We start from the raw sequence: 22,234 nt of genomic DNA, 5'->3' as shown, positions 1-22,234 counted from the left end.
ACCGTGATGAGCAGATCCCGGTGCCCGTAAAAAAGCGTGCTCACCAACGCCGACCCCGACCCCAAAGGCACCAGCGTGGCACACAGCCCACAAAAGAAAACCCCGGTCCGCGCGAGGAGACGAACCGGAGAACGGAAAGCGTACGCGAAGAACGAGGGCAGCAGCAGCGCACTACACGGACTGAAAAGCGCCAGCGCTCCACCCGCAAACGCAGCCACATATCCGATACCCAACCCCGGTCACTCCTCAGCTACGGCGACCCCATCCCCCACAGCGGAGACCAACACCCCAAAGGCTGCGACCCACAATCCACACCCACCAGCTTCTCGGACTACTCCTCTAACATCTGGCGGACCGCCTCCTCACCACGCCCCACCACAGCCCGCTCCTCCGCCGTAATAATGGGACGCTGAATCAACACCGGGTGAGCCACCAACGCCGAAATCCACCGCCCCCGCTCTTCCACCGTCCGCGGCCACTCAGCCATCCCCAACTCTCGAGCCTGCCGCTCACCCAACCGAGTGATATCCCACGGCTCCAACCCGAGCTTGCCCAACACCTCCTCCACCTCCGCCGCCGTAGGCGGATCCTCCAAATACCGGCGCACCGTGTAGCGCACCCCTTCGGCATCCAGCAGCGACAACGCGGAACGGCACTTCGAACAAGCCGGATTAACCCAAATCTCCATGCCCACCATCATGCCCACCCCCACCACCCCAGCAGGACCCGCACACCCAGACAAAAACGCGGGCCTGCAGCCAAACCCCACCGCAGACCCGCGCATCCACGAACGAACACTCACACCCGACGCAACAAAGCGGCCAAAGCCTGTCCGCCACCAATGCACATCGTGACGACACCAAGCTCAAGATCACGCCGCACCAAATCCCGGGCCACCCGCAACGTAAGAATCGCCCCGGTCGCCCCCACCGGATGACCCAACGCAATCGCCCCCCCATAGGGGTTGGTCTTCTCCGGATCCAGACCAGCGTCCCGGATCACCGCAACCGCCTGCGCCGCAAACGCCTCATTCAACTCCACCACATCAACCACAGCCGGGCTCGTCCCCGTCTGCTCAAACAGCTTGCGCAACGCAAGCACCGGCGCATACCCCATCAGCTGCGGATCCATCGCCGCGGTCGCCACCGACTCCACCACAGCCAGACCCTTCAGGCCCCGCTCACGCACCACCGACTCACGAGCCAGGACCAACGCGGCCGCACCATCATTGATCCCCGACGCGTTCCCCGCCGTCACCGTACCGTCCTTCTCAAAAACCGGACGGAGCCGCGCCAACCCCTCCAACGTGGTGTCCGGCCGAGGATGCTCATCCACCTCAACCACCACCGGCTTACGGCCCCCCACCTCCACCGGGGTGATCTCCTCAGCGAACGCGGCACGCGCCGCATCAGCAGCCGCGCGACGCTGCGACTCCAACGCAAACTCATCCTGCTCAGCACGGCTCACCCCGTACTTTCGGGCCACCGCCTCAGCCGTGCACCCCATGTGCACGTTGGAGAACGGGTCCGTCAGCATCGCCACCGTGCCGTCCACCAGCGTGCGGTCCCCCAGCCGATAACCGGAACGCGCCCCGAAATCGTAGAACGGCATCCGGCTCATGTTCTCGTCACCGCCGGCCAGGACAATGTCGGCCGCACCCCAGCGGATCTGCATCGCCCCAGACCACACCGCCTGCAGACCGCTACCGCACAACCGGTTGACGGTATAGGCGGGGACACTCTCCGGAAGCCCAGCGGCGATAGCGACCCGCCGCGCGTTGTAAGCGTCCGGGCCAACCTGGCCAATGCAGCCCATGACCACCTCGTCGATGTCGGACGCCGCGATCCCGGACCGCTGGAGCGCTGCCCGGGCCGCCACCGCACCGAGTTCGTGGGCGGGCACATCCTTGAACGCGCCGCCAAAACTGCCGACTGGCGTCCGCGCACCGTCAACCACAATGATCCGTTCGGGGGAGCTCATGGTGCAGGTCTCCTCATCCCACCAAAAATGCTTCTAATGATGAACATATTAGGTGAATGGCAGACCACCCAGACCAAGTCCCACCCTCACAAGCCCAACAACCCTGCACCCTCAGAAATCCCGCAACCAGAAACCCCCCATGTCCCGCACTCCCGACACCCCCACAACCTCAAACCCACCACCGCAACAGAAACCCCACGCCGACAACGTCGCCGCCCTCACCCTGGCCGCCGCCGACCACTCCGACCTTCCCCTGCTCTACTCAGCCGAAGCCGCAAGAACTGACGAGCACCTTGCCTACGGCGGCCGCTTCACCACGCCCCAGCCCCGCCACCGGTCAGCTAAATCGAAAACCGCCAAACCATTCGCCCACCCCACACGCAATGGCATGCTGACAACATGCAACACGCATCGATAACGCTACGGTTTGACCCCACACTGCGGCCGCTCCTCGCCCCCCGCAACCGCACCGACCTCCTCCACGTCAACCACGACCCGGCCGCATCCCTGAGCCACGTGGTGGAATCACTGGGCGTACCCCTCACCGAAATCGGTGAACTGCGCATCAACGGCACCACTGCCTCCCCCTCCCAGCACCCTCAACCCGGCGACCTCATCGAAGTACTCACCGTCCCGAAGCCCCAACCGGTGCCTTTCTCCCCCATCCGGTTCATCCTCGACGTCCACCTCGGCACCCTGGCCCGGCGGCTACGCCTCCTCGGCGTGGACACCGTCTACTACACCCACCGTGACGACCCTGCACTCGTCCAGCAGGCCAACGAAGAGCAACGGATCCTCCTCACCCGCGACCGCGGCATCCTGTACCGCAAAAACCTGCGTGCCGGCGGGCACATCTACGCCAGCAACCCCGACGAGCAGCTCTTCGAAGTACTCGACCGCTACGCACCCCCGCTTGCCCCCTGGACCCGATGCCTCACCTGCAACGGCCCCCTAGCCCAAGTCGACAAAGACAACATCGTCGACCAGCTCCCTGCAGGCACACGAGCCACCTACGACACCTTTGTCCAATGCACCGAATGCCGCCAAATTTATTGGCCAGGAGCCCATCACGCACGGCTCACCCAGATCATCGAAGCAGCTCAGAAACGTGTTGCCGCGATTTGATGAGTTGGTCTTGTTGTTTGTGTTTGGAGTTGTTGCTGTTTGTATAGCTCTTAACCGCCACCTTTACATCGTAGATTTATAGATATGACCGCCTACCACCCCACCCCTGGCGGGGAACCTCATGCTCAGCGCTGTCCGCCCTCCCCACCCCGGGACTACAGACTGAAAACAACCGATCATCCCCCGTAGGGTGACCGTGTCGATGCCTCACCGCGATCCCGCTGACACGCGGCCATGTCGAACTGTGGGAGGGTGAGCTTCTCCCCTTGCGGGAGCTCGCCCGCGTTGCCGCAACGGAGCGGCACCGCGTCTGGGCTCCCGCTCCCCGGGGCACCACCTCCCCCGCGAGAGACCTCCTGTTCGTGGGCGTTTGCTGCTCCGTTCACGGAACAGGCCTGCCGGGAGCCCTCACTCCTGTCCTTGCCATCTCAATAGGGAGGCGGTATGCAGCCCGGCTCGCATCAGAACCCCCAAGGGGACACCGATGTCCCCTCCCCCGCCCCAGCAACCGGACCCAGGAACGGGCTGTCCGCGGGACTCACCACCCTCAGCCTCGGCATCCAGCACGTCGTCGCTATGTTCGGGGCCACCTTCGTCTTCCCCCTCCTCATGGGCCTGGACCCCAACCTGGCCATCATGATGTCGGGGATTTGCACCATCCTCTTCCTGCTGATCGTCAACGGTAAAGTCCCCAGCTATCTCGGCAGCAGCGCTTCCTTCGTCGCCGCAGCCGTCATCATCGCCGCCGACGGTGGCGGCCCCGCCACGATCACCGGAGCGGTTCTCGTCACCGGTGTGGTGCTCGCACTCGCCGGTTTCGTCATCCACCTGCTCGGCCCCAACGCCATCGTCCGCGCGTTCCCACCCGCAGTCACCGGCGGGGTCGTCATGCTCATCGGGTTCAACCTGGCCCCCGTAGTCTCCGAGTCCTACTGGCCGTACGACCAGTGGACTGCGCTGCTCACCATGGCCTTCGTGATCCTGGCGACGGTCGTGCTGCGCGGCTTCCTCAGCAGGATCACCGTTCTGCTCGGGTTGGTGTTCGGCTTCGTCCTCTCCTGGGTCTTCGACCGGCTCTTCGGTATGACCCCGACCCCGCAGGAGGACGGCAGCGTCAAAGACGCCTTCCGCGTCGACCTGTCCGGTGTTGCTGACGCTCCCTGGTTCGGCCTGCCGGAGTTCCACGCCCCGGAATTCCACCTCTCCGCCATCCTGGTGGCGCTGCCCGCCGTGATCGCCCTCATCGCGGAGAACGCCGGCCACGTCAAAGCGGTGCAGGAGATGACCGGCAACGACCTCAACCCCTACATGGGTCGGGCGATCTTCGCCGACGGTGTGGCCACAGCGCTGGCGTCCTCGGTGGGAGGCGCACCCACCACGACCTACGCCGAAAACATCGGGGTTATGGCGATCACCCGCGTCTACTCCACCGCCCCCTACTATGTGGCTGCAGTAATCGCGATCCTGATCGGCCTGTGCCCCAAGTTCGGTGCCCTGGTCTATGCCATCCCGCAAGGGGTGATCGGTGGGATCACCGTCATCCTGTACGGCATGATCGGCCTGCTCGGCGCGAAGATCTGGGTGGAAAACCAGGTCAATTTCGCTGACCCGCTGGTATTGGTGCCGATTGCGGCCGGATTGATCGCTGGAATCGGCAATGTCTCTCTCGTCCTCACCGACGGATTCCAGATCAGCGGCATTGCGCTGGGCACGATCGTCATCCTCGCGGGCTACCACCTGCTCCACGCGCTAGCGCCACGGTCGAAGACACATGCGGCTCCTTCCCCCGGTGCTCCTGCCGGTTCCGGTGCAGAGGGCGGAAAAGCAGAACAGGACGCTGTGCAGGACTAGCGGAATGTGTGGTGCGGGCCGGAAAGAGTCCGGCCCGCACTTCGACGGCTGTGGGCAACCTGCGAGACACCATTCCCGCTCCCGGACGGTTCCCACGCAGGAGAGTGGTCGGGTATTGCGGGCGTCCCGGTAGAGGGCTCGTCCCCTACGAACGCCCTTGCACCGGTGCTCTCCTGTGCCGTCGATTCCCGGCTGGGCCGGGGAGGAACCGGTCCAGCCGCGCTCCGGGGTCATCTCCATTCAGCGCAGTACGTGTCAGCGCAGATGCGGGAACAGAGACGGACCCGCACATCTTTGACGGGGCGAGGAACAGAAGCGCCCCTTGGTTTCCCCGTTGTTGACGGTGAGGAAGTTGCCTGGGGCATGCTGTGTGCCGCCGTCCCGCTCTGTGGCGGCCACCGTCACGTACGAGGTGGACATGTGTTCCGGTCCGCCGTGTGCTGTGCGGTGCACGACGGTGTGCCTGGTGCGGTCCCAGCCGATTCCCCCGCGGCCCCAGGAGTCCATGAGACTGATGGCGATGACGCGGGTTGCTGCTGCGGGCACTGCACTTAGGGCGGCAGCAATGGCAGCGACGAATGCCGCTATCCCGCCGTGCTTCATTGTGCTCAATCCACTCCTCCGGGACCGCCGGATCCTCTGCTGTGCCGCCGCCTTTCCAACGGCGCCACCATCCAACCTAGAGAGCGGAGCCGTTCTTCGAAGCCACTTTCCCTAATTTTGACGTTTCAGAAAAACCGCGTTTCTCGATTATCCATTTATGGTTTGCTTTGCACGACAGAGCAGACATTGCAGAGCAAACAGCACAAAAGAAAAGATGTGTCATCGGGTAGCGCGGAACCGCGGCAGGTCTTCGGGAGTCTTTGTCGTAGAGTTCTCGTCCTATCGCCGCAGAGATGAGGAAACGTGACGGAAATCTCCCAGGAACTGACGTCTTTAGCGACCAGCGGGGCCGCAGCGCTGGTGCAGGCCATGACCACTGATCTTTGGTCAACAGTGCGCGACCGAGTGGCCGCACTATTCGGCGGAGACCAGGGGGTGGCAGCCGAACTCGATCAGACTCGCAGCGATGTCCTCGAGAAGACCCTGCCAGACGAAGACGCCCGCACAGAATGGCGTAACCGGCTGCGCCGTCTACTCCGCAACAACCCGGAGGCGGCCGCCGAGCTGCGGGTGATCCTCAACGAGTTGAAATACGAGGAGCCAGCGTCCAGCCAGGTGACCAACCAGATCTACGGCAATGTCACCGGGACGGCTTTCCAGGGACACACGTTCTACGGCGGGATTGTCTACCGGGGCGGTCCTTCCGACGGTTCGGGCTCTGTTTCGCACTCCCAGTGAGGGGTGTCGTGCCCTGGTCCGCGGGCTGCCTTGGTGAGTGTGCGGGGCAGGCGTCGGCTCACCGCGGTGCCGCCCCGCACTCCTCCCGTGGCCCGTTCTCACGGCCCTTGCCCGGCATGTTTCCGCTTTGTGCGGCACGGCCAATACCGGTGCTCCGCTCCCACACACGAGAGTTTCTTCTCGCAAGGGGTGAACGGGATGAATTTCTTTTTCTTACTGAAAAGAGGACGAATGTAGAGCTGGCGGGGATGGTTCCTTGAGGGGGAGGGCTCGTAAGGTGTGGTTATGGCTGAGGTTCAAGTGACGGACAGCGGGCGAGTGACCTCTCGCGTGGGAGACACTGTGGTGGTCCGGCTTCCGGAGAATGCCGCCACGGGGTACGTCTGGTCAGTGGCGAGCCTGGGGGACGGACTGTTGTTGGAAGAAGACAGCGGCTCGCCCGTGGGCAGCCTTTCCGGTGGTGCTCCCGGGGAGCATGTGGTGCGCGTCCAGGCTGAAGAACCGGGGACGTGGCATATCGACCTGCAGTTGGCCCGCGGTTGGGAGGCGGGGCCGGCCGAGGAGAAGCGCATCACGGTCGAAGTGTCGTGAGCTTCGCCGCTAGGGCGTGCCTGCGAGGGGCACCGCCGCGGCCGCGCTCATCCACTGATCCGCTGCAGGCTTTCCCGCACCTTCACTGTGTCGGGGTGGTCCGGACCGTAGTGCTGCTCCAGGTCGTCGAGTAGCTCCAGGAGTGTACGCCGGGCTCCCCCGGTGTCCCCTGCCCCGAGCTCCATGAGTCCGATCTGGCGGCGCAGATTCAGGGTGCGCTGGTCGTAGGGGCCGTAGCTGGCCTGCTGGTCGGCGAGCAGTGCACGGAGCAGGCGCAACGCTTCTGTGGTCTGTCCCATGAGGGCATGGCAAGTGGCTTCTCTGTGCCGGTAGTGCAGCACCTGTTCGTCGTCGGGACCGCGGTGGTGCGCGAGAACCTGGTGGAGTTCGGCGAATACGGGGGCTGCTTTGCGGTAGTCGCTGTCTTTGAACAGCACTTCAGCAAGCTCCCCGCGCAGAGTGAGTACCTGCGGGTCGTCTGGGGCGAGAGCGGGAACCACTGCGGAGAGCACTGCTTCCAGCAGTGTCGCCGCTTGGTTGTAGCGCGCTTCGTGAGCGAACGCCACGGCCACTTGGCGGACCTGGTCCAAGTCGACGGGGCCGCCGCGGGTCTTTCGCGGGATAGTGGGGCCAACCGTGTCGGTCATAGAGCCGACTACGGCGGAGTAGAGGTGGATCGGGTTGCTGCCTTCGGCCACCGTGCCGGGGAGGAAGCCTGCGCCCTGGGTGAACGGCAGTAGGGCGCGGCATACTTCGACGGCGTCTGCGGGCCGGTCCGCGGGGTGTTTCTCCAGCAGGCGCAGCACGAGCCGGTCTATTTCCTCTGGCACCTCGGGGCGTGTCGTGCGCACCGACGGGGCAGGCTCGTTGACTTGGCGGTGGAAGACTTCGTACTCGGTGCGCCCGTCGAACAGGCGCTGGCCGGTGAGCAGTTCGTGCATGACCAGTCCGAGCGTGTACAGGTCGCTTTGCGGCCCGAGAGTGGCTCCTTGGACCTGTTCGGGGGACATGTAGGAGGGGGTGCCGAGGAGGGTTCCAGTCCGGGTGAGGCGTGAGACGTCCGGGTCGTGGAACATCGCTAGCCCGAAGTCCAGGACTTTGATGGTGCCGTCGTGGCACAGCATGAGGTTGGACGGTTTGAGGTCGCGGTGGAAGATGCCGCGTTTGTGTGCTGCGGCGAGTACCGCGGCGACTTGCGCGGCAGCGGATGCCACCCAGGAGACCGGGATGTCTTCGTGTTCATCGATGATGTAGTCGAGGGAGATTCCTTCAACGAACTGCATCACCATGAACGGGCGAGAGCCGACGCGGGGGTCGTCGAAGACGCCGACATCGTGGATGGCGGGTGCACCTGGGTGTTCGAGTCGGGCCATGATGCGCGACTCGTGGAGGAAACGCTTCACCAGCGTCTCATCGTGCTGGCCGAAGGGGAAGCGGATGAGTTTGACGGCGACCTTGCGGTCCAGTCTTCGGTCGTGGGCGCGGTAGACCTCCCCCATTCCGCCTTCACCGATCGGCATCGATTCCAGTTCGTACCGGTCGTCGATGACCGTCTGTTCCGCCACCACGCAACCTTCCTGCACGCCCGTACTTGGGGGCAAAGTTACACCGTATGCGACAAACCGGGACGTTTCTTTCTGGGAGAACGCCATGCGGGAATGCCGTAACCGTTCCGGTTCATGGGGCTTTTCGGGGAACGGGTAGTTGAGCGGAAATTTTACGGCTCTGGCGGACAGGGTACCGGCAGGCCGGGTAGCGCAACGGGCATCCGACGGTCGATGCAAGGAGCAGGCATGCCAGCGACCCGGGTGATCACATCCCCGGTCTCCGGTCACTTCTACCGGCGCCCTAAGCCCGATGCGCCGCCCTTTGTGGAGGAAGGCCAGCGGGTTGAGGCTGGACAGACCATCGGAATGGTGGAAGCAGCAAAGCAGTTCACTGAGGTCAAGTCGGTTTCTTCCGGGACACTCGCTGAATTCGCGGTGCATGACCGCCAGAAGCTGGCGGAAGGGGACACTATCGCGCGTATTGCTGAACCGTAGGGTTTAAGCCGGCTCCGCGCTGGTCCGTCCAGCAGGGGGCGCTGGGCTGTCGTGCCGGGCCGGGACAGCCCTTCCCCTGTCGGCGGGTCATGCCCGCACCGGCCGGCAGCGTTCAAGGGCGTAGCGGTTGGGCCAAAGGTGGGGCGAGACCGTCCGCAGCAGGAGGGCAGGGAAGAATGGATCGGACGGTAGTCCACGGCCTGGGAAAGCTGCGATGGAACGCACACTCTTCGAACCCGCTCACGTCGAGTTCCGGGATGCGGTGCGGGAGTTTCTCCGGCGTCACGCTGTCCCCCACTATGCACGGTGGGAGGCGGAAGGCATCGTTGACCGGGAGCTGTGGCGGCAGGGGGGTCGTGCCGGTTTTCTGGGGACGGCTATCCCTGCCGCGTACGGTGGCGGGGGTGAACCGGATTTCCGCTACAACGCGATTCTCACCGAGGAGTGTGCGCGTGCCGGGATGCTCTCGCTGAGCTCCGGTTTCGGGGTTCACAACGATGTGGTCACCCCCTATCTGCTGTCGCTGGCTTCCGAGGAGCAGAAGCAGCGTTGGCTTCCCGGACTGTGTTCCGGGGACCTGGTGACCGCGATTGCGATGACCGAGCCGGGGGCGGGCAGCGACCTCAAAGCGGTGCGCACTACCGCGGTCCGGGACGGCGATTCGTATGTGCTCAACGGCACGAAGACGTTCATCACCAATGGGATCCACGCGGATTTGGTGATCGTCGTCGCGAAGACTGATCCGTCGGCCCAGGCCCGCGGCATCAGCCTTGTGGTGGTGGAACGCGGCATGCCGGGGTTCCGCCGGGGTCGTAACCTCGCCAAGGTGGGGCTGCACGCCCAGGACACTGCCGAACTTGTTTTCGAGGATGTGCGGGTTCCCGCGGCCAATCTTCTCGGTGAGGAGAACCAGGGGTTCGGCTATCTGATGCGTAATCTGCCGCAAGAGCGGCTGTCGATCGCGGTGATCGCGGTCGCTGCGGCACGCGCCGCTGTGGAGTGGACGATCCGGTACTGTCGGGAGCGTACAGCGTTCGGCCAGGAGATCGGCCGTTTTCAGCACAACAAGTTCCAGTTGGCGGAAATGGCCACCGAGGTGGATATCGCCCAGACCTATGTCGACCGGGCGGTCCTCGCCCACAACGCGGGCAGGCTGAGCCCTGTGGATGCGGCCAAAGCCAAATGGTGGACCACTGAGTTGCTGAAGCGGACCGCTGACACGTGTCTGCAACTGCACGGGGGCTACGGATACATGGACGAGTATCCGATTTCCCGGTTGTGGCGGGATGCCCGGGTGCACACGATCTTCGGGGGGACGACGGAGATCATGAAAGAGATCATCGGCCGTGATCTCGGTTTTTGAGTCTGGGAATCATCCGGCGTTCCGCGCACGTGAGACCTGCCATCCGCCGTGTGGCCGCTGTGCTCCCGCTAAGTTGGACGGTGTTTGACGTGATCCGTTAATTCTCTGAGTGTTTGGGAGTCCACCGATGTCCACGCGCATCTCCTCCGGGGCGGCGCGGACGTCCTCGTCTGCGTCTCCTGAGCAGCAGGACGCTTCTGCGCCGTCGTCCGGTACTGCCCGGAGCCTGCTCAGTATCGGCGAGCTCGCACGGCGCGCCCAGGTTTCTCCCCGCACGATCCGCTACTACGAGGAGCTGGGGATCCTTCCCACGCCCCAACGCACGGCCGGTGGGAGCCGCCGATATCCGCCGGAGTACCTCTCCTATGTCCAGGGGGCGCTGCTCCTCAAGGAGTTGGGTTTCTCCCTGGAAGAGGTGCGGGAGCTGTGCCAGGGGACGCAGGAGCGCACCGGTGAGGCTTCCGCGCGCACCCATGCCATGCTCGCCACCAAGATGGCCGTGCTGGAACAGCGGATTCGGCTGCTCTCCCGGTTGCACGACCTCATTCGCGCAGCCGCTGAAGGCGGCGGGGAGGCGAACAGCGGTGCCGCGGAGCTGCTGCGCCTGCTGGGAGAGGAAGCCCAGGCCGCCGGTTCCGCCTCCTCCCCCACGGGTCAGCGTTAATACCGCTCCCTCAGGCATGGGGAGCGGTCCGCGCCCAGAGCTGGGCGGGGAACGTCTCCGACACTGCGGCTACGTGGGGGGTAGGCTGCCCTCTCCCCCGCCATGGTGGGGCGGTATGAGACCATCGGCACCGTGACCACCATCCCCTCCCCTTGTCTTGTCCTGTGGGATATCGACCGCACCCTCCTCACCGTGGGCACGGTCAGTCAGGAGCTGTATGCGCACGCCTTCGCTTCCGTCGTGGGCCGTTTCCCGGAGGCGGTGGCGGAGATGGCGGGACGCACCGAGCTCGCCATCATCACGGAGACGCTGCAGCGCAACGGGATCAGGCCGTGCCCCGACCTGGTCTCCCGGTTCTCTGCAGCGCTCGTCCAGGCGGCGGAGAAACTGCGTCCGCGGATGCGCGAAGTGGGACGTGCGTTGCCTGGTGCTGATGCGGCGCTTCAGGCCCTGCACCGGTTTGGCGCTGTGCAGACGGTGGTCACAGGCAATATCCGGGATCTGGCTGCAGCGAAGCTCGCTGCGTTCGGTTTGGCCGGGTATCTCGACTTGTCTCTCGGCGGCTACGGGGACCAGAGTGTCGACCGGGCGGACCTGGTGCGTTGGGCGATGGCCCGGGCCGGGGAACGGCACGGGCCGTTCGATTCTGCGAGCGTGGTGGTGGTCGGCGACACCCCGCACGACATCCGCGGCGCCCACGACGCGGGCGTGCGGGCGGTCGGGGTGGCGACCGGGCGCAGCAGCCGCGCTGATCTTGCTGCTGCGGGAGCGGACGCCGTGCTCGATGACCTGACGGACACGGCCGCGGTCGTCCGGCTTCTCACCGGGACCGGGGAGCTGCGGCTCCCTTGATCCGGGGGAACAGGCGCGCTGCGGGATTTCGTGGTCAATGCAGGAGCGCGAAGACTGTGCCGCACACCACCGCCCCTTGGAGTGCGCCCGCAACGACTTGGGCGACCGTGTGGTGATCGAGTTCGACCCGCGACCAGGCGACGAGCGCGACCGCGGGAGCGGCCACTCCCCACATGAGCCCGTAGGTGAACGCGAGCGCAGTGGCGACCCCGGCAGCGCTTGTCGTGTGCACGGAGATCTTCCACCACCTGTTCACCACACTGGTGCTGACGAGTCCGGCCAGGATGGCGACGACCAGGGCCAGGACGATGCGGGGGGCGTCCAGCAGGAGCAGTACGGCGCAGCCGGTGAGGGCACAGCCGGTGGCGATGAGGAACGGCACCGTGCGCTGCCGGCGGTCTCTCAAGTGGTGGTCCTGCCAGTAGCCGCGTCGGACTCCGAGGAACAGCACGATGTAGGGGACGGCCACGCAGCAGAGGGCAGCAAAGAGCCCCCAGCCGACACCGGTGAGGCTGCGGGTGCCGGTCCAGCCGACTAAGGGCAGGGCAACCGTGACCAGAACTCCAGGGGAGAGTACTTCGCCGACGAGTACTGCTACGCGGCGCCGCAAGGCGCGCAACGGAGCTGGGGTGATTCCGGTCACTTTCGGTCCTGTTCTTGTGGTTCAGGGGTGGTGGGACACTGGGCACCCTAGACGCAATTGTGCTGCCATTGGGGCCGGTGTCACTGGGTCGCAGGACCATCGTGCCAGTCGGGCGCTGAGACGGTTTTCTCCACGCTCCTGTGCGCTGCGGGGGATGGCTGTTTCGCGGTTTCGCGGTGGGCGGGGTCGAGGTCTCCGCCTACTGCGACCACGGCTGCGGCCGCCAAGAGGCACAGTCCGCAGCCGATCCAGAAGATCGCCGCGGAGTAGCCGGGGACGACGAGGGGCACGGTCACACCGATCACGGAGCCGAGGTGGAAGATGGCCACGAATGCGCCGATTCCGCCGGAGACTCCTGCACGGGTGACCTGGCCAAGCATGACCACGGCGATGCTTTGGAATCCGGCGGTGAACACGGCGTAGAGCACCTGGGCGGTGAGGAGTCCGCCGTATCCGGTGCCCACCGCGACGAGGAGGAACGACAGGGTGCCGATCACGCAGACCCCGACGAGGGTGCGCACGCTGCCGTATCTTTCGGCGGCGGTGGCGAGGGGGACCAGGACGAGGATCTCCACGAAGGCGGTGAGGGCGAACAGGCTGGGGATGACGGATTCCGCGATGCCTGCGCTCAGGGCGTAGAGCGGCAGGTAGACCTGACGGAGGTTGTCGGCGCCGCGGAGCAGGAAGACCGCGGCCACGGCCAGGGCCACCAGCCACCATTCTTTCTTGCGGCCGCGGGCTGCCGGGTCTTCGGGTGTGGTCGGCTTGGGGTGGGCGACCGCGGGGAGGGTGACGCTTATCAGCAGGATGAGCCCGTAGAGGGCCATGCCTCCGTAGATGGGGTGGAAGAGCGGGCCCAGGGTTTGTTCGGCGAGGAACATGGCGGAGGCGAGGCCGAGCCCGGCAATGTAGCCGATGATGAATACGGTGCGTACCAGGCTCATGACGCGGGCTTCGGAGCGGGTTCCGTTGTCGAGTAGCGCCACGAAGGACGGGTAGATGAGGCCGCCGACAGCGATGCCGCAGGCGGCAGGGTAGATCGCCCACCCGGGGGTGGGGGCGGCGAGGAAGGCCGTTCCGGCGAGGCCGAGGGTGGCGCCGAGGGCGATCCCGGTCCGGTACCGCCCGTGTCGGCGGCACCATCCGCCTCCGAGGAGGCTGGCCGCCATGGCGGCGAGGGCGAACAGCACGTAGAAGATGACGATCTCTGGTTTGGTGACGCCGCGCTGGTCGAGCAGTAGTGGCAGGACCACCGTGGAGAGGCCGGCGAAGGCAGCGGCGTTGAAGACACCGAGGATGAGCCGGCCTATGCCGGATGTTTCCCGCGCAATTCCCACACGAATTCCCCCGTTCCCGGGTCGGGCTTCTGTTGCGGCGGCAGACCGGTGGTGGTCTGGCCGGAATCAGTCCTGATGTAGTCGGAGCGTACGGCCTAGGCGAATGATGATCCCTTATTTGGGAGCGCTCCCACGCCTAGGGGTGCTTCACCGGCGACAGCAAAGCATTCAGCAGGATCCCCGTGGGACACGGCTCTACCACACCAAGGAGAGGTAGGGCCACCAATTCGCTGTTCTATTCTGTTCGTTCCTGTCTGTTGTGTCGGCTTCACCGGGAACACCCGCGTTTTCCGCCTGCCGCCAGCGTGGATCCCGGTGGAAAATCCCCCGTTCTTCCCGTTCGCCCTTCCCCCAACAAGGTCGGTCTCCGGAACGGAAGCGCTTCCCGCCGTGTCACCGCTCTTCGTCGCGGGACAGCCCTGGAGCTGGCGTCGCTACCGTGGGAGCGGGCTGGCAGTGCTGGCAAGGGCGGTATCCCGCGGCAGCGGCCTCGGCGAAGGTACGGAACCCTTTCCGGTGGGGCGGGGTGATTCGGCGGGCGTGGCGGCACGTCGGATGGCACACGATTCCGGTGGTGTCACTAGCCACGTAGAAGATGCCGCGCCGGGCCAGCGTATGCAGCTCCTCGAGATTGGTGCCCTCGTCGTGCAGCAGGCGGTGCTTGACTTCAGCCCCGAAAATGTACTCGCCGGGGGAACCGTCGGAGCGGACCACACGGTGGCAGGGGATCAGCACGGGGACCGGATTGGTGGCCAGCGCCGTGCCCACCGCGCGCACTGCTCTAGGCCGGTTGATCTTCTGGGCGATCCAGGCATAGGGGCGCACTTCACCCCGCGGGATGGTCCGAGTGGCGCGCAGCACCGCAACCTGGAAGTCGGACAGGCCCCGCAAGTCAAAAGTGAGCGTGCTGCTGCGTCCGCGCCGCAGCGCCGACACCAGTCCAGCCGGGGGCCGGGGGGCGCGCACCAGCGGCCGCTGGAAGCGGCGGCGGAACTCTTCGGCTGCTTCGGCTCCGTGCCGCCGGACATAGGCGATGCCGTGGTCGGTGTAGGCGACGAAAAGCTCCCCGATCGGGCTCTCCACGGTGACCCAGCGGGCCACGATCCGGTCGATCAAGTCGGCGGGGGCGTCGACGGCCAGGTCTGCGAGCTGCTGTTCCAATGGTTCTTCACGCATAGCTACCTCCCCGGGTGAGTGCGCGGAGCTTGGCGAGCCCGCGAAAGATGTGGGATTTCGCGGTGCCCTCGGGGATACCGAGGACCGCGGCAACCTCGCTCAGGGACAGGTCGGCCACATACCGCAGCACGATCGCTTCCCGCTGCATGGTGGAGAGCTGGTTGAGCAGTGTGGCAAGCGCCCCGCTGGTCTCGTGGTGTTCGGCGATTTCAGCGACGTCCTGCCGGGGATCAGCGAGGTCGACGTCGTCGGTGAGGGGTGCTGGCGGGGGTTTGCGGGCAGCAGTGCGGGCCCGGTTGCGCCACACGTTCCACAGGATGGTCATCAACCAGGCCCGGGGTCGCATCTGGGAGCGGCGTTCCGGGCCGTAGCTTCCGGCAGCCCGGTATGCCCGCACGAATGTCTCAGCAGCCAGGTCCTCGGCATCCGCCCAGCGGGCGCAGAGCCGCAGCGCGGCCGAGAACACTGCACTGCGATGCTGGTCGTACAGCTCGATGAACCAGCGGTCGGCGTCGTCGGCGGTCTCCGCGATGGTGCTCACACTCTGGTAACCCCGGGCACGCCGGAAAGGTTGCACCCGCACATCGGTTCCCGGCGCGGTCGTGCGCTCTCCCCGGTGCGCGGGTGTTTTCTCTGCTCGTGTCGGTGTTCAGTGGGCCTGGTGGGCGGCGTGGCGCACCGCCTCGGTGATGCGTTCCCTTAGCCGCGCGAAACCGGGTGCTGCCCGGGGATTCTCCTCGTAGGGCAGGTCTGAGCTCTCCTCGAGGATGATCCGGCCGGGGCGGGCGCTGAGGACGATGATCCGGGTGCCGAGGAAGACCGCCTCCTCCACGTCGTGGGTGATGAACACGAGGGTTTTGCGGGTGTGCCGCCACAGCAGGCGCAGTTCTTCTTGCATGCGTTCTCGGGTGAGCGCGTCGAGTGCGCCGAACGGTTCGTCCATGAGCACGATGCCGGGGTCCGGGGCGAGGGCGCGGGCGATGGCGACCCGCTGCTGCATCCCGCCCGACAGCTCGTAGGGGCGCATCCGCGCAGTGTCGGCCAGCCCGACCAGTGCGAGCTGGTGCAGGGCGCGCTCCCGGCGCTCTTTGCGCGGGACGCCTGCCATGCGCAGGCCGAACTCCACGTTGGCGAGCACGCTCAGCCAGGGGAACGGGTGGGCTGTTGGAAGACGACGCCTCGATCAGGCCCGGGGCCGGTCACGGGTGTGCCGTGGACGGTGAGCGTGCCCCGGGTGGGTTGCTGGAAGCCGGCGATCAGGCGTAGCAGGGTGCTCTTCCCTGACCCGGAGGGGCCCACGACAGCGAGGTGCTGTCCTTGGTCGAGGGAGAGGGTGATGCCGTCGAGTGCGGGGACTGTGCCGTCGCGGCTCGGATAGTCGTGGCCGACCTCTCGCAGTTCCAGGGCGGCGGTCGTGGGGCTAGGGCTCCAGGACACGGGCGACTCCTTGGGGCGCGAGGGCGGTTTGGAAGTCCGCCAAGGCGGGTGCCGCGTCGATCTCCCCTTGGTCGGCGAGGAACTCAGCGGTCAGCCGGAGGTATTCGGCCAGCCGGCCGGGGTGGTCGGGGGTGCCGAGGTAATCGGGGGAGGCTTGTTCTGCGGCGTTGAGGAAGATGAGCTGGTCGATCTGCTTTTCGGCTTCCTCGGCGTCCAGGTTGAGTTCGGCGGCGATGGCTTCGACCGCGGCGGCCTTGTCTTCCTGGATCAGGGCCACGGCCCGGTTCTGCTGCTCTACCCAGGTGGCGAGCGCTTCCGGGTAGGCGGTGGCGAAGTCGGTGCTGACCACGCCGAGGTCTGCGGTGACCTTGCCGCGGTCGGCGAGTTCTCCGCTGGTGATGAGGGTCGTGCCGCCCGCGGCGCGCAGTTGCCCGAGCACCGGGTACCACACGAAGGCCGCGTCGATGTCGCCGCGCTGCCAGGCAGCCAGGATGTCTGGGGGTTCCAGGTCGAGGAGTGTGACGTCGTCGACGGTGAGGCCGGCTTCGTCGAGGGCGGCGATGAGGTGGTAGTGGGTAGTGCTGGCGAAGGGGACGGCGACCGTTGTGCCGGCCAGATCGGCGACCTCGGTGATGCCTTCGACGGCGACGAGGGCTTCGTTGTCGTCGATGACGTCGTGGATCCACGCTACCTGGTAGTCGATGTCGAGAGGCTGGGACAGGCCGCGGGTGACGGGGGCGCTTCCAGCCAAGGCGATGTCGAGTTCTCCAGCGAGGAAGGCGGTGTTGACGTCGCCGCCGGAGTCGAACCTGCTCCAGATGATCTCGGTGTCGGGCAGGGCTTCTTCCAGCCAGCCGTAGTGCTTGACGATGAGGTCTCCGTTGGGGATGGACTGGTAGCCGATGCGCAGTTGGGCGGGGACGCCGTCGGCAGGGTCGGTGCTCTCCTCGGCGGCTGTGCACGCGGAGGCCAGCAGGGTGGCGGCGAGTGCGAGCACCGTGGTCAGGGTGCGGGGGGATCGCGATGAGATCATGGGGTTCTCCTAGGGGGAGCGGATCTGGTGTGCGGGTCAGGTTCGGCCCCGCCAGGGGGCGAGGATGCGGTCGATGCGCTGCAGGATGCCGTCGATGAGCAGCCCGGACAGGCCGATGACGAAGAGTCCGAGGATGACGATGTCGGTCTGGTTGAAGCGCTGGGCTTCGCGGATCATGCCGCCGATACCGGGAAGCCCGTTGACGGTCTCGGCGGCGACGACGGAGGTGTAGGCCACGCCGACCGCGATGCGGACCCCGGTGATCACTTCGGGGAGCGCGTGGGGGAGGACGATCCACAGCGGCAGCCGCCAGGAGCGTGCGCCGAGGGAGCGGGCCGCGTGGAGGTAGTCGGGGCCGACGTTGCGGACCGCGTCAGCGGTGGCCACGGCAACGGGCGGCAGGGAGGCAATGATGAGCAGCCAGATCTTGGGTTCTTCGTTGATGCCGAACCAGATGACGAGCAGGCTGAGGTAGGCCAGTGGGGGCAGGGCACGCACGAAGGAGATGAGCGGCCCCAGCATGACGCGCAGGGCGGGGACCAGTCCGATGAGGAGGCCGAGCAGGATTCCTCCGGCGGTGCCGTATCCGCTGCCGGTGAGGATGCGTCGCATGCTGGCCCACAGGTGTTCGGGCAGGGTGGATCCGCTGAACCCTTCGGTGGTGGTTGCGACGGCCTGCTCCCAGACAGCGTGGGGCGGGGGCAGGATGACCGGGGGCCAGATCTCGGCGCGAGCTACTGCCCACCACAGGAGGAGGAAGCCGCCTACAGCGAGGGCGCGCAGCCCGAGGGAGCGGGCGGCTGCGGAAAGGTGGAAGCGGCTCCGGGTGGAGTTGTCGGAGTTGAGGCGGGTCCCGGAGCCGCGGTCTGTGGGGCCGGTGCGGGGCCGGACGGCAGTGTTCATGGCGTTGGCGCTGCGGTGGCTGCGAGAGTGCGGGGCAGGACGTATTCGCCTACGCGGTAGGCCTCTTCCAGGTGGGGCCAGCCGGAGAGGATGAACTCTTCGATGCCGAGGGCCTGGTAGTCCACGAGACGTTGGGCTACTTCGTCGTAGGAGCCGACGAGCGCGGTTCCTGCTCCTTCGCGGACGAGGCCGATTCCCGCCCACAGGTTGGGGGCGACTTCGAGGGAGCGGGTGGAGCCGCCGTGCAGGCTGGCCATGCGGGCTTGGCCCACGGAGTCCATGCGGGCGTAGTAGCGCTGCATGGCTGCGATGCGCTCGGGGTCCATGCCGTGGAGGAGCCGTTCGGCTTCCCGCCAGGCTTCGGCGGAGGTGTCGCGGGCGATGATGTGCAGGCGGATGCCGAATCGGAGGGTGCGGCCGGCGTTGGCGGCCAGGGTGCGCATTCGGTCGATCCGCTGGGCGACCATGTCCGGCGGCTCGCCCCACATGAGGTAGACGTCGCTGTGGGTGGCGGCGACCTGTTCAGCTGCGGGGGAGGCCCCGCCGAAGTAGATGTCGGGTGCGGGGTCGAGCGGGTCTGCGGGTCCCCACTGTTCCACCTGGTAGTAGCGTCCGGTGAAGTCGACGGGTGCTCCGGTGAGGGAGCGGCGCAGCACGGTGAGGAATTCGGCGGTGCGGGCGTAGCGCTGGTCGTGGTCGAGGAAGTCGCCGTAGGCCCGCTGTTCGACCGGGTCTCCCCCGGTGACGACGTTGACGAGCAGTCGGTTGCCGGAGATGTCCTGGAAGGCCCGCACCTGTTGGGAGAGCAGGGTGGGCAGGATGAAGCCGGGCCGGAAAGCGACGAGGAATTTCAGGTGCTCGGTGTGCTGGCTGAGTGCTGCGCAGATGGTCCAGGGGTCAGGGCAGCCCGCACCGGTGGGGGTGAGAGCCGCGGTGAAACCGGCGCTCTCTGCGGCGCGGGCAACCTGGGCGAGATAGCCGAGGGTGGCCTGGCGCGCAGGCGCGGGGGTGTCACCGGTGTCGAGACGGATCGTGGAGTTGCGGACCGCGTATCCGTCCCCGGTAGTCGGCAGGAACCAGTGGAAACGCATGCGGGAGCCCACCTTTCGCGGAGGCGTCGCACTACAGACAAAACCAACTATATAGGTAGGAAAACTCTTATATGGCACGCCTGCCCAGGATGCGCCTGTCGACCGCCTGCCTGTCGCGACGCAGACACCCTTCCGAAAAGCTCCTTCATTGCAGAGCAACAGGGGCCTCATCGCGCGTTGACACCGCGTTTTTCCTGGGGTGATCGCCAGTCCGCCTGCCAGCTCCCCTGAGGTCTGCCTACCGAAGCACCCTGACCCGGGGTGGCGGCGTCCACAGGCCGGGCAGTGCACCCTGGACCCACCGGGGCGCATTCTGGTGAAGCTTCGGAGTACCGCACTCCCCCGTTCAGACGGCCTGGCAGAGCTCCTCGGCGGGGCGCGCTAGTGCCCCCTGGGGAGGCGGGCCCGCCGCCTGGCGCGCCTGGTCTGCTCCGGGCAGAGAGCCGCGGTGCCCGTACACAGCCTCCCCTGGCCGCGGAGGTAACAAAAATAAAACCCACTAAACAGGTAGACTTAATTGAGTTATTGGCGCATCATGGTGCCATGCTCACCAGCGACATCCACCGCCCGGTGCGCGACGCTGACGCTGCCTTGCCTCACCGTGACGAGGAGCGGCTCCTCGGCGTCATCCCGCTGACAGACCGGCGCAAAGTCATGGTCGTCGTCGGCCATGTCGTCGAGGCCGCCAACGGTACGGACAGCACCGCCACCGGTCCACTGAATGACGACGCTCTGGTCATCGACCGCGACTCATGGCAAGTGTGGGCGTACGGAAAACCCGTCAGCCTCTCCTACCAGGAATTCCGGCTGCTCGCCCACCTGGCCTCAGCTCCCGGGCGGGTGTTCACCCGCCAAGAACTCCTCGACCAGGTGTGGGCTCCCGAAGCGCATACCACGGCCCGCTCGGTGGACGTCCACGTCCACCGGATCCGCCGCAAGCTCGGCGCGCTAGGCGAACGGCTCGTCACCGTGCGGCGGGTCGGTTACGTCTACCGGCCCCGCTGACACCCATCCCAGCCTTCCAGCTCCGCCCTCCTGCTCCGCGCAACAGAAGGACGCCGCTCATGTCCCTGACCTTCCACTGGTTCCTGCCCACGCAGGGCGACAGCCGCGGCCTCGTCGCTGACGGCGACCCGGCAGATGCCTCCGCCTGGCGCTCGCGGCCCCCTTCAGCCGGCTACCTCACCCAGATCGCCCGCGCCGCTGAGGACCTGGGCTTCGAAGGCGTGCTCACCCCGACCGGAGCATGGTGCGAGGACGCGTGGATCACCACGGCGATCGTGCTCGGCGCGGTGCAGCGACTGAAATTCCTCGTCGCTTTCCGCCCCGGACTGGTATCGCCCACCTTGGCTGCGCAGATGGCAGCGACCTACCAGCGGCTGAGCGGCGGTCGGCTGCTCCTCAACGTGGTCACCGGCGGAGAAAGCGCAGAGCAGCGCAGCTACGGCGACTTCCTCGACAAGGAAGCGCGCTACGCCCGCACCGACGAGTTCCTCCAGATCGTGACCCGATTGTGGGAGGGGGACACTGTCACCTTCCGCGGCGCGCACCTCACGGTTGAGGAAGCGGTACTCCACCAGCCGCCCCCGCAGCGGCCTCCCCTCTACTTCGGTGGCTCCTCCCCCGCTGCCCTCCGCGTGGCGGCCCGCCACGTCGACACTTATCTGACGTGGGGCGAACCTCCCGCTGCCGTCGCAGAGAAGATCGGCCGGGTCCGGGAACTGGCCGCCCAGGCCGGACGGACCCTCACCTACGGGATCCGACTGCATGTCATCACGCGCGACACCGCGGCTGAAGCGTGGCGTGCAGCCGACCACCTGCTGGAACGCCTCTCCCCCGCCACGGTGGCGCAGGTCCAAGCCGGGCTGGTCCGCAGCGAATCCGAAGGCCAGCGCCGCATGCTCGCCCTCCACGGCGGCAGCCGCGAGCGTCTGGAGGTCTCCCCCAACCTGTGGGCCGGGGTTGGGCTGGCCCGCGGCGGGGCAGGAACCGCGCTCGTCGGCAGCCACACCGAGGTGGCCGACCGCATCGAGGAATACCACCGGTTGGGCATCACCGAGTTCATCTTCTCCGGCTACCCGCACCTGGAAGAGGCCTACTGGTTCGGTGAAGGCGTGCTTCCCTTGCTGCGGCAGCGTGGGCTGTGGCGCCCCCCTGCCGCTGATACTGACGCCGCGCCCGTGCACGTACCTTTCGTGGGCAGCCCGCGGCTGTCGGCTCCCGCTTCCTAAGAAACCGAGGAGAAACCACCGTGTCCATCACTGTCCTCGTCGGGAATCCGCGTCCGCAGTCGCGTACCGCCACTGCGGCGCTGACCGCGGCCCGCCACGTAGCGGGCGCACTCGGACTCCCCGGTGACCCCGAACTGGTCGAGCTTGCCCCACTGGCCCCGTCGCTGCTGCTGCCCGGCCCGCCTGCCGAGGTCGCTGCGGCACTGGAGCAGGTGAGCCGGGCCGAGCTGCTCGTCGTCGCGAGCCCGACCTACAAGGCGACCTATACCGGGCTACTCAAGGTCTTCCTGGACTTGCTCCCTAGTGGTGCCCTTGCCGGTGCGACCGCCCTGCCGCTGCTCGTCATGGGCTCTGCGGCGCACACTCTCGCCGTCGAAGTGCACCTGCGCCCCCTGCTTGTCGAGCTCGGCGCGCATGTCCCGTCGCCCGGACTCGCTGTCCTCCACGACACCGTGCCCCGGGACGGATCAGCCAGCCCGGAGCTGGACTCCGTGGTGGCTTCCTGGACGGCTCAGGTCGCCCCCCACATCCGCGCACGCCATCACAGTCGGACAGCCGTGTAGCTGTCGCCGCT

At 66.5% G+C, this 22,234-nt stretch carries 22 protein-coding genes and 2 pseudogenes; 11 read left to right on the top strand and 13 right to left on the bottom strand.

Features of this window, described 5'->3' with window-relative positions; genetic code table 11:
- The 3 genes and pseudogenes from CW348_RS14610 to CW348_RS14600 all read right to left on the bottom strand — a co-directional run.
- A pseudogene (locus CW348_RS14610) lies at positions 1-233 on the bottom strand (cytochrome c biogenesis protein CcdA); the annotation flags it as partial.
- A gap of 98 nt (positions 234-331) precedes the next feature.
- Positions 332-688 carry an ArsC/Spx/MgsR family protein gene (locus CW348_RS14605; protein WP_104613045.1) on the bottom strand — a complete coding sequence of 119 codons (357 nt, stop codon included), beginning with the start codon at positions 686-688 and terminating at the stop codon, positions 332-334.
- Between the two features lie 110 nt (positions 689-798).
- A complete protein-coding gene (locus CW348_RS14600; protein ID WP_011291951.1) occupies positions 799-1,980 on the bottom strand; it encodes a thiolase family protein in 1,182 nt (393 codons plus the stop codon).
- Positions 1,981-2,379: 399 nt separating this feature from the next.
- Between CW348_RS14600 and CW348_RS14595 the strand changes: the two genes are divergently transcribed.
- Positions 2,380-3,105 (top strand): Mut7-C RNAse domain-containing protein, encoded by a 726-nt coding sequence (locus CW348_RS14595; protein WP_104613017.1) that lies wholly within the window; start codon positions 2,380-2,382, stop codon positions 3,103-3,105.
- Positions 3,106-3,549: 444 nt separating this feature from the next.
- A complete protein-coding gene (locus CW348_RS14590) occupies positions 3,550-4,956 on the top strand; it encodes a uracil-xanthine permease family protein (RefSeq protein WP_104613018.1) in 1,407 nt (468 codons plus the stop codon).
- 255 nt (positions 4,957-5,211) lie between these two features.
- On the opposite strand, the gene CW348_RS14585 is transcribed toward CW348_RS14590, so the two are convergent.
- Entirely contained in the window at positions 5,212-5,568 is a 357-nt protein-coding gene (locus tag CW348_RS14585; protein ID WP_011291948.1) for a hypothetical protein, read from the bottom strand.
- A 294-nt stretch (positions 5,569-5,862) separates the two neighbouring features.
- Between CW348_RS14585 and CW348_RS14580 the strand changes: the two genes are divergently transcribed.
- Both CW348_RS14580 and CW348_RS14575 read left to right on the top strand, forming a co-directional pair.
- Positions 5,863-6,297 (top strand): hypothetical protein, encoded by a 435-nt coding sequence (locus CW348_RS14580; RefSeq protein WP_227480867.1) that lies wholly within the window; start codon positions 5,863-5,865, stop codon positions 6,295-6,297.
- A gap of 285 nt (positions 6,298-6,582) precedes the next feature.
- Entirely contained in the window at positions 6,583-6,888 is a 306-nt protein-coding gene (locus CW348_RS14575) for a protease inhibitor I42 family protein (RefSeq protein WP_011291946.1), read from the top strand.
- Between the two features lie 47 nt (positions 6,889-6,935).
- On the opposite strand, the gene CW348_RS14570 is transcribed toward CW348_RS14575, so the two are convergent.
- Complete coding sequence (locus CW348_RS14570; protein WP_104613026.1) at positions 6,936-8,453, bottom strand: serine/threonine-protein kinase; 1,518 nt, start codon at positions 8,451-8,453, stop codon at positions 6,936-6,938.
- Between the two features lie 228 nt (positions 8,454-8,681).
- Between CW348_RS14570 and CW348_RS14565 the strand changes: the two genes are divergently transcribed.
- The 4 genes from CW348_RS14565 to CW348_RS14550 all read left to right on the top strand — a co-directional run bounded on the left by CW348_RS14565 (position 8,682) and on the right by CW348_RS14550 (position 11,809).
- Entirely contained in the window at positions 8,682-8,930 is a 249-nt protein-coding gene (locus tag CW348_RS14565) for an acetyl-CoA carboxylase (protein ID WP_016188681.1), read from the top strand.
- Between the two features lie 214 nt (positions 8,931-9,144).
- Complete coding sequence (locus CW348_RS14560; protein WP_104613020.1) at positions 9,145-10,293, top strand: acyl-CoA dehydrogenase family protein; 1,149 nt, start codon at positions 9,145-9,147, stop codon at positions 10,291-10,293.
- 127 nt (positions 10,294-10,420) lie between these two features.
- Complete coding sequence (locus tag CW348_RS14555; RefSeq protein ID WP_011291942.1) at positions 10,421-10,957, top strand: MerR family transcriptional regulator; 537 nt, start codon at positions 10,421-10,423, stop codon at positions 10,955-10,957.
- Positions 10,958-11,059: 102 nt separating this feature from the next.
- Positions 11,060-11,809, top strand: coding sequence for an HAD family hydrolase (locus CW348_RS14550; RefSeq protein WP_104613021.1), 750 nt, complete (start codon positions 11,060-11,062; stop codon positions 11,807-11,809).
- A 34-nt stretch (positions 11,810-11,843) separates the two neighbouring features.
- Here the strand turns inward: CW348_RS14550 and CW348_RS14545 are convergent, their stop codons facing one another.
- The 8 genes and pseudogenes from CW348_RS14545 to CW348_RS14505 form a co-directional block, all read right to left on the bottom strand.
- A complete protein-coding gene (locus CW348_RS14545) occupies positions 11,844-12,452 on the bottom strand; it encodes a hypothetical protein (RefSeq protein WP_011291940.1) in 609 nt (202 codons plus the stop codon).
- A gap of 80 nt (positions 12,453-12,532) precedes the next feature.
- Positions 12,533-13,789, bottom strand: coding sequence for an MFS transporter (locus tag CW348_RS14540; protein WP_104613022.1), 1,257 nt, complete (start codon positions 13,787-13,789; stop codon positions 12,533-12,535).
- Between the two features lie 393 nt (positions 13,790-14,182).
- Positions 14,183-14,965, bottom strand: a complete 783-nt coding sequence (locus CW348_RS14535; protein WP_011291938.1) for a methylated-DNA--[protein]-cysteine S-methyltransferase — start codon at positions 14,963-14,965, stop codon at positions 14,183-14,185.
- The gene (locus CW348_RS14530; protein ID WP_227480866.1) at positions 14,958-15,506 is read right to left on the bottom strand and encodes an RNA polymerase sigma factor; all 549 of its coding nucleotides are present in this window, start codon (positions 15,504-15,506) and stop codon (positions 14,958-14,960) included. The genes CW348_RS14535 and CW348_RS14530 overlap by 8 nt, the downstream gene beginning before the upstream one ends.
- Positions 15,507-15,614: 108 nt before the next feature.
- Positions 15,615-16,264: pseudogene (locus tag CW348_RS14525) on the bottom strand (ABC transporter ATP-binding protein).
- A 121-nt stretch (positions 16,265-16,385) separates the two neighbouring features.
- A complete protein-coding gene (locus CW348_RS14515) occupies positions 16,386-17,435 on the bottom strand; it encodes an ABC transporter substrate-binding protein (protein ID WP_011291935.1) in 1,050 nt (349 codons plus the stop codon).
- Between the two features lie 36 nt (positions 17,436-17,471).
- A complete protein-coding gene (locus CW348_RS14510) occupies positions 17,472-18,338 on the bottom strand; it encodes an ABC transporter permease (protein ID WP_011291934.1) in 867 nt (288 codons plus the stop codon).
- Positions 18,335-19,429: an LLM class flavin-dependent oxidoreductase gene (locus CW348_RS14505; RefSeq protein WP_011291933.1), complete on the bottom strand. Its 1,095-nt coding sequence runs from the start codon at positions 19,427-19,429 to the stop codon at positions 18,335-18,337. The genes CW348_RS14510 and CW348_RS14505 overlap by 4 nt, the downstream gene beginning before the upstream one ends.
- Positions 19,430-19,972: 543 nt before the next feature.
- Between CW348_RS14505 and CW348_RS14500 the strand changes: the two genes are divergently transcribed.
- From CW348_RS14500 to CW348_RS14490, 3 genes are read left to right on the top strand one after another with little or no spacing between them, the layout of a single operon-like run.
- Positions 19,973-20,434, top strand: a complete 462-nt coding sequence (locus CW348_RS14500) for a winged helix-turn-helix domain-containing protein (RefSeq protein WP_016188678.1) — start codon at positions 19,973-19,975, stop codon at positions 20,432-20,434.
- 59 nt (positions 20,435-20,493) lie between these two features.
- Positions 20,494-21,660, top strand: a complete 1,167-nt coding sequence (locus CW348_RS14495) for an LLM class flavin-dependent oxidoreductase (RefSeq protein ID WP_016188677.1) — start codon at positions 20,494-20,496, stop codon at positions 21,658-21,660.
- Between the two features lie 20 nt (positions 21,661-21,680).
- A complete protein-coding gene (locus CW348_RS14490) occupies positions 21,681-22,223 on the top strand; it encodes an NAD(P)H-dependent oxidoreductase (RefSeq protein WP_011291930.1) in 543 nt (180 codons plus the stop codon).
- Positions 22,224-22,234 lie beyond the last annotated feature (11 nt).

The organism is Thermobifida sp., from assembly GCF_017577275.1.
GTDB classification, from domain to species: Bacteria; Actinomycetota; Actinomycetes; order Streptosporangiales; family Streptosporangiaceae; genus Thermobifida; species Thermobifida fusca.
Note: the sequence above shows the minus strand (reverse complement) of the source record. Positions and strands in the feature narration are given on the sequence as shown.